A 6923-nucleotide genomic window follows, 5' to 3' on the forward strand; every position below is an offset into this window, starting at 1 on the left:
TCGTCGGTCATCGTGGCGGTCCGAGGTTCGGGTTGTCGGTCTCAGCAACCCAACCCTACCGAGAACCACCACGGTGACCGCCATCATCCCAGCGGCCGCCTCCTACACCACCATCCGGGACGCGATCGTGAGAGAGCCGCCGCGACAGGACCCGTCTCCCCAAGCGCATGCCCCGGCGTGGGGCCTGCGTGGGACGCCCCGAAACGACAGAGCCCGGCGCGAGGGCCGGGCTACCGTGAAACGCCTTGGTTGCGAACGAGAAAGAGTGGCGCGCCCGAAGAGATTCGAACTCCTGACCCCCAGATTCGTAGTTCGTGGAGTGGTGAAGCACCATTACCCACGATGACCAACTTTCGAAGTGTTTCAACCGCTTCAGGCTTAGGACCGCAAGCGTGAGGTCCCCTCGATAAGCCTCCTTGACGTCACATCCCGGCCCACCGCTCCGGGGGAATGGCGGGGGAGGAAGTTTGGATCGGGCGCGGGGACGCAGTGCATTCCGCCTGCAAGCGTGGTTCGGTGTAAATAGCTGGCTGGGGGAATGAGTGCCGCCGAACCCTCGGACGCACCATCAGCTAAATCATCTGCAACACTCGGTACCTAGCCTGCCGAACAGTGTCGGATCAGAGCGCTACAGACGCGCCTGCTGCGCGAGGAGGACGAAGCACAGCGGAAGAGCCCCGCCCCGCCTGCTCCGGAGCCTACCAGGCCTACCCCGGCCAGCCAGACGGGCCGCTTGGCGCGAGACCTGACAGAACCACGGGGACGGTGCCTCAGGCGGAGGCCAGCAGGGCAGCGATCGCTGCCGCGATCGGTTGCCCTGTCGCTGCCTCAAACCAGGAGAAGCCGGGAGACGGGTTCACCTCGAAGCAGACCCAGCTGCCGTCCCGGCGGCGCTTCAGGTCGATTCCGGCCAGCGGGAGTTCAAGCGACTGTGCCAGTGCAACGCAGCGCGCCGCGGTCTCCTCCGGGAGGTCGAAGGGGGCGAGCCGGGCGGCGCCATCGGCGTAGCGGTAATCCACCACGGGGGAGTCGCAGGCCGTCGCGAAGACCCTCTCGCCCACCACATGCACGCGCACGTCGAGACCCTCGACCAGCTCCTGGAACTGCACGGGACAGGCCCGGATCGCCGCCAGCCGCGTGATCCCCGCATCGTCCAGTTCGGTGACGATGGAGCGCACGGCCGATGCGCTCTTGAACACCACCCTGCCGTGCCGCGCGCGAAAGGCGCACACCAGCTCTGGGTCATTGGTGACCAACGTCGCCGGTACGCCGAAGCCCATCCGGCGGATCAGCGCGAGCTGGTACGGCTTGGATCGGTTGGACGCCATCGCCGCGGCGCGGTTCAGCACCAGGCCGGGCAGCAACTCCAGGCAGGTGGAGAGCGCCGCGTTGGATCCGTCCGCCGCGGCGCGCTGTGCGGGCGGCGCGGGTCCGTAGGCGGGCAGTCGCGTATGGTCGAGCATTCGCGTGTAGGCGGCGCGGAAGGCGGCAACCGGCACCTCGGTGCCACCGGGAGCGCGCAGCACGCCTTCGAGCCGTCCTGCCTCGCCGCGCAGCTCCAGCTCGGTCCCGAAAACCGACTGGTCGAACAGCACATGCGGCGCACCGATTGCCTCAAGCGCGGCCTGGACCCGGGCAAGCGGCCCCTCGTTCGGGACGCCGACGAGCAGGATCATTGCGAGGCCTCCGCAGCGCGCGCCCGGAGTAGTGCGGCGAGCACATCCGCGCCGGCTTCTCCGCCGATCTGCAGGTCGGGCAGCGGCGTCGCGCCGACCACGCGGCCCATAGCGTCGAAGGTCAAGCCGAGCAGATCCAGCCCCGCCAGGTCTGTCATCGCCACCGCCGCACGAATGAGCGGGCGCGGCACGCCGAAGGCTACGCTGCCAATGACGAGCGCGCCGGTCGCGGCAGGTGGCAGCGGCGCCTGGCCACCCGGGCCGATCCTCCAGGGCACGGCGGGGAGCCCAGCCAGTGCTGCCAGATGCAGCCATTCCGCGGAGCTGCGATCCCGCCCCGCCAGCCCCGCAGGATGCGGCGCGTTGATGATGCCGCGCCCAAATGTGGCGAGCAGCGCGACGGCAGCGGCCGAGAGTTCCTCCGCGGCATAGTCGGCGTCCGCGCCGCCGAGCAGCGCGCGCGGCGGCTGCGCCACGCGGTTCAGCACGGCACGGATGCCCGGCGGCCCGAAGAGCCGGCCATCCGGCAGCGTGAGGGCGGCTTCCTGGCCTTCGTCGTCCAGCCGCAGCGAGAAGCGGGGCGCGAGGCCGAGCAGGTCGGGATGAACCAGGACGACCTCGCCGAGGCGGCGGCGCAGACGATCCAGCGCCCAGGCTGCCGCCGGGTCCGCCGCGGGATCGCAGATAACGCCGAACACGCGCCTCAGTGCCGCTTCAGGCGCGCCCGGCCGCGCGCGGGTTCGTCCGGCTTCAAACCTCGCTGTCCTTGTAGTCTTTGGCCTGCTTCGCGGCGTCGAGCTGCGCCTGGGCTTCCTGCTGCAAGGCCTGGATCCGTGACGCCTCGCCCTGCGGGTCGGCATAGGTGCCGCCGCCAACATCCGGCCGCAGGCCCTGGCCGATGAAATGAGCGAGCTGTACCTCAAGCGCGGAGACGCGGGCCTCAAGCTCCGCCGCCGACGTCGGCTGGATGCGGTCGATCACCTCGCGGACCTTGTTCTCAAGCACCTCCTTGCGCTTCTGGACATTGTCGCGGATGTCCTTGAGGTCCTTCTCCTTTACCTCCTTGCCGTCCTTGACCTCCTTGAATTCCTTCTCCTTGATCTCCTTGACCTCTCGCTTCTCCTTGTCCTTGTCCTTATCCTTGATGTCCTTGATGTTCTCCTTGATCTCGACCTTTTCCTTGTCCTTCACGTCCTTCAGCACGCCCTTGCCGAAAATGCTCTGCGCCATGGCCCTGATGTCCGGGCGGTTGCCGATCCGCTGCGTGGCCGGGCGGCCCGGCGCGTCCGTCTGCGGGCTGCCGGTGCTGCGCAGCAACTGGCGCGCCCGGGCGGGCGTCAGGAGAGTCGCCCCGCGGTGGCGCAGGATGCCCTGCAGGGAGGCCAGTGCCCCCACCACGACCGGGCTGGCCGAGGACGTGCCGCTGAAGGTGCCGGTGTACCAGAGGTCCTCGTTCGACCCTCCTTGCAGGTTGCCATAGCCCGCAGTGCAGACGTCGCGCCCCCAACCCTGCGCGTCCACGCAGGCGCCAAAATTCGAGAAGTCCAGGCGCGAGCGGTCGGGGCCGTGGTTGAGCGTGCTCGGCGCGCCGGCGCCGACCACCACCGCGCCGCAATCCGGGTTGGCCCGGTTGAACGGGTTCCGCCAGGTCGTGGGAAACCCCTGGGGGCGCGTGTTGTAGATCGCGTCATCCAGGTTCTCGGCGCCATTGCCTGCCGCCTCCACCACGATCACACCGCGACCGGTGGCGAAGAGGATCGCGGCGAAATCGTCCGGCCACCATTCCACCGCGATGTAGCCGGCCTGATCGTCGCGGGAGGCGAAGTTGTGCCGAGGGCCGGGCCGGTGCAATTCGATCAACAGGATGTCGCCGGCGCGCATGCGAGAGGCGGCGCCGCGGATTGCCGCGGCGGACGAGTTGCCGGATCCGAAGATCGAGTAGGCCGTGCTGACCGATGCCGGCGCAATGCCGGTGATGCCGATCGCGTTGATGTCGCCGCCATAGACGCCAACCACGGCGGTGCCGTGGTTACGCCATCCAAGATTGCCGGATTGCGTGCCGCCGACCACGCCGCCCTGGCTGGCCTGCAGGTCCTCATGCGTGAAACGCCAGGCGCCTTCCACATCGATGATGTTGACGTTGTCGCCGCGCCCGCCTGGCTGGGTCCATGCCCAGCGCGCGTCGACTCCGCCCGGTGCGGCGTCGAGATAGCCTTGCCTGCCGGTGAAGTCGGGCGAAGCGGGCGGGGCCTCCTCCGGCAGTGGCACCGCATCGTTCAGCATGGAGGGTGGCGAGGCCGGCGGCTTCACATAGGCTGCCTCGACCGCCTCGGCGCGGGCGAGTTCCTCCGCCAGTTCGTCGAGCCTCCGGTCCTCGGCTTCGACCTTGTAGAAGCCGGCTGGATCGCGGCCTCCAGTGGAAGCGGCGAAGCTGCCCATGGTCGAGCGCACGCGTTCCTCGGTTGCGCCGAACAGGGGGGCGATGGTAGCGCCGGCGTCACGCAGCGCCTTCTGAATCGGATCCACAGCCATGCCGCTGCGGCTGCGCACGGCTCCGCGTGCCGTTGCGACCTCTGCCTCGGGTCGCATGACGACGATGAGTTCCCGCGGACTCTCGGGCGTCGAGGAGCCATTCGCAGCGCTTCCGCGCCGACGTGGTTCATTCGCCATCACCAGTTCCCCCCTTCCCAGGATACGCCGCTCCATGCAGCGCCGATCAGGGCGGCGCGTCCTGCGGCTTCACATAGCAGGCCTCGACGCCGCGCATCCGCAGCAGTTTGGCGCAGAGGGCTGCCTCGCTGCCCGGCGGCGCCTCAATTAGGAAGGTCCTCTCACCGGGCTCACCCGGGGCGAAGGCTGGCATGGGGTAAAGCTGGGCGCCGGCGTCCCGGATGGTCCGGAGCAACTGGGAGGCGGGATCACCCGCGTGCAGCGCGCGGGCGACCTCTAGGGCGACGACTAGCGTCGCGGTCACGCCCATCCCCACTGACGGCGGTTCTTCCGAGCCATCTGTGCAGGCTCCCTGGGGTTGTATCGCCAGTATACCGAGTGAGTGGCAACGACCGCATGGAATCTGGTACGAGGTCAAGCCTAATGTGGCAGATGAAGGCTCGTGCGACAGCCTGCCGCCGAATGCCGCCAGCGGGCATCGGACCTCCTACGGCACCCGGCGCTTCGTCATCTGCACCGACAGCGTCGCCGCGCCGAGGTCGGCGGTGGTGTCCGACACGTTGCGCGCGAGCACCCGGATTGTGTTGTTGGTCCAGGCCGTGGCGTCGAGATCGACGAAGCGCGCCGAGGAGGCCAGTGCCGCGTCCGCCAGGTCGCCCTGGCGGCAGTTCGCGACCGTCACGTCGAGCAGGCTGGTGGCGCCCGGTGTCAGTGAGGGCGGCTTCCAGGAGACCTCAGCCTGGAGCTTTCAAATCTGACTGGGGGACCGGACCGAAGCGGCAGGAGAACCACCGTCCTGCCTTGTGCTCCCGTTTGGGCCACTGTGATGGGTTGAGTGTGTCCCGCCCGGCGGCCGCAGTGATCTCCGCAATCAATCGCTCCTCCTGTTCGCGCATCTCGTCGTGTCAATCCGGTGCCCCCACTGCAGGCACCGGTCCAAACCACCACCCGGCTTCAGACTGCCCAAATAGTGCTAGGCCTCAGTTGACCCGCAGGTCGAAGTCCCGCACCAGCCGGCCGAACCGCTCGTACTCGGCGGCGTGGAAGCCGGCGAACTCGGCGCGGCCGCGAATCCTTATAGGCATGTCCATCCGACGCAGTCCCTCCACTACGGCGGGCGCCGCGATCATGCGCATGCAGGCCGCCTCGAGGCGGTCTAGCACCTCTGTCGGGGCGCCGGCCGGCGCGTAGAGCCCCGACCAGATGGTGAAGACGAGGTCGTAGCCGAGCTCGCGCATGGTCGGCGTGTCGGGGAACTCGGCCGCCCGGGTCTCGCTGAACACCGCGATCGGGTGCAGTCCGTATTGGCGGATCAGGTTGCCCTGATCGGTGAAGAGCTGGACCTGCCCGGCCGCCATGGCCTGCATCACCTCGCCCGATCCGCGGTAAGGGATGTGGTTCATCTCGATCCCGGACAGCCGCTCCAGCGAGATCATGCTGATGTGCGGCGTGCCGCCGGGGCCAGTGCTGGCGTAGGCGAGGCCGCCTGGATTGGCCCGTGCCCGCGCGACCACGTCCTGAAGCGTGCGCAAGCCGGAATCCTTCTGCGTCATCATCACCACGAGCGCAGCGGTGACCTGGCAGACCGGCGCGAAGTCCGACTGCCGGAAGGGCGCGCCGCGGGTGTGCGGCGTCAGAACCAGCGAGCCGCCGGGGGCGAGCAGGATAGTGTTGCCGTCCGGGCGGGCGCGGGCGAGCTCCAGCGCGCCCACGGTGCCGTTCGCGCCCGCCGAATTCTTTACAACGACCTGGGCGCCAAGAGCGGCCGCGAGCTCCGGCTGCATGATGCGGGCCATGAGGTCGGTAGCGCCGCCGGGCGGGTAGCCGACGATCATGGTGACCGCGCTCTGGGCCTTTGCAGGTGGCGAGGCTGCGGCGACGCAGACGAACGCAGCCGCGAAGGCGGCAATGAGGCGCATAGTAGTTCTCTCCCCATAATTATTTTGCCTCGAAGATGTCGCACGAATTGTCGAATGCAGCCAGGGTCGGAGAAGCCGCTCCCTGGCTGTAGGGAGCGCGAAACTCCGGTCGGCAGTAAGCTACCCGGATGTCGGCTTTTCACATTCTCCGCCCGAAAGAAGTCACCGAGTCCGGATCTTCGGGCAGTGGGTTGAGCGCATGGGATGAGCTCGGCACGATGGTAATGGCTTGTGCATGCTGGATCGGGGACGCGCCCCGGCCTCACCTCTCGCCCGCCGATGTATCGGGCCTCGCCGCTCCGGCCATGTTCGGCCACCGCGACCGCGTGCTTGGCCTTCGCCGCGTCGATCCCCACGAGAACGGTGCCAGCTTCCGTCATGGTCCGTCCTCCCTGCGCTGCGGATGCGCCTGTTCGCGCGGCATATTCTCGGGTTCACCACGCGCATCGTAAGGGAGCCATCCCGGCCCGGCGGCGGACATACGGTCTTAGTGTCTGTCCGGGATCATGTTGTTGTCTGGCAGAGCCTTCGCAGCATGAGGCGAACGGAGGCCCAGCGCAGGAATGCGAGGCTGGTGCGGTTCAGGCACTCCCAGTCTTTGGCCAAGCGACGGCAGCGGTTCAGCCACGAGATGGTCCTCTCAACGATCCAGCGCTTC

The 6923-nt window shown here is 68.3% G+C and carries 7 protein-coding genes; all 7 read right to left on the bottom strand.

Features of this window, described 5'->3' with window-relative positions:
* Positions 1 to 770 precede the first annotated feature (770 nt).
* Positions 771 to 1676 (bottom strand): ATP-grasp domain-containing protein, encoded by a 906-nt coding sequence (locus H7965_RS28065; RefSeq protein WP_186773831.1) that lies wholly within the window; start codon positions 1674 to 1676, stop codon positions 771 to 773.
* The gene (locus tag H7965_RS28070; RefSeq protein WP_186773832.1) at positions 1673 to 2374 is read right to left on the bottom strand and encodes a hypothetical protein; all 702 of its coding nucleotides are present in this window, start codon (positions 2372 to 2374) and stop codon (positions 1673 to 1675) included. Before H7965_RS28070 ends, H7965_RS28065 begins: the two co-directional genes overlap by 4 nt.
* Before the next feature lie 52 nt (positions 2375 to 2426).
* Complete coding sequence (locus tag H7965_RS28075) at positions 2427 to 3959, bottom strand: S8 family peptidase (protein WP_222440866.1); 1533 nt, start codon at positions 3957 to 3959, stop codon at positions 2427 to 2429.
* A gap of 433 nt (positions 3960 to 4392) precedes the next feature.
* Complete coding sequence (locus tag H7965_RS28080) at positions 4393 to 4650, bottom strand: hypothetical protein (protein ID WP_186773833.1); 258 nt, start codon at positions 4648 to 4650, stop codon at positions 4393 to 4395.
* Between the two features lie 183 nt (positions 4651 to 4833).
* Positions 4834 to 5028: a hypothetical protein gene (locus tag H7965_RS28085; protein WP_186773834.1), complete on the bottom strand. Its 195-nt coding sequence runs from the start codon at positions 5026 to 5028 to the stop codon at positions 4834 to 4836.
* Positions 5029 to 5326: 298 nt separating this feature from the next.
* On the bottom strand, positions 5327 to 6265 hold the full coding sequence (locus H7965_RS28090) for a tripartite tricarboxylate transporter substrate binding protein (RefSeq protein ID WP_186773835.1): 939 nt from the start codon (positions 6263 to 6265) through the stop codon (positions 5327 to 5329).
* A gap of 504 nt (positions 6266 to 6769) precedes the next feature.
* On the bottom strand, positions 6770 to 6923 hold a 154-nt coding region (locus tag H7965_RS28095; protein ID WP_186773141.1), incomplete at its 5' end, for a transposase.

The sequence above is a fragment of the Siccirubricoccus deserti genome (genome assembly GCF_014283215.1).
In the GTDB taxonomy this organism is placed as follows: Bacteria; Pseudomonadota; Alphaproteobacteria; order Acetobacterales; family Acetobacteraceae; genus Siccirubricoccus; species Siccirubricoccus deserti.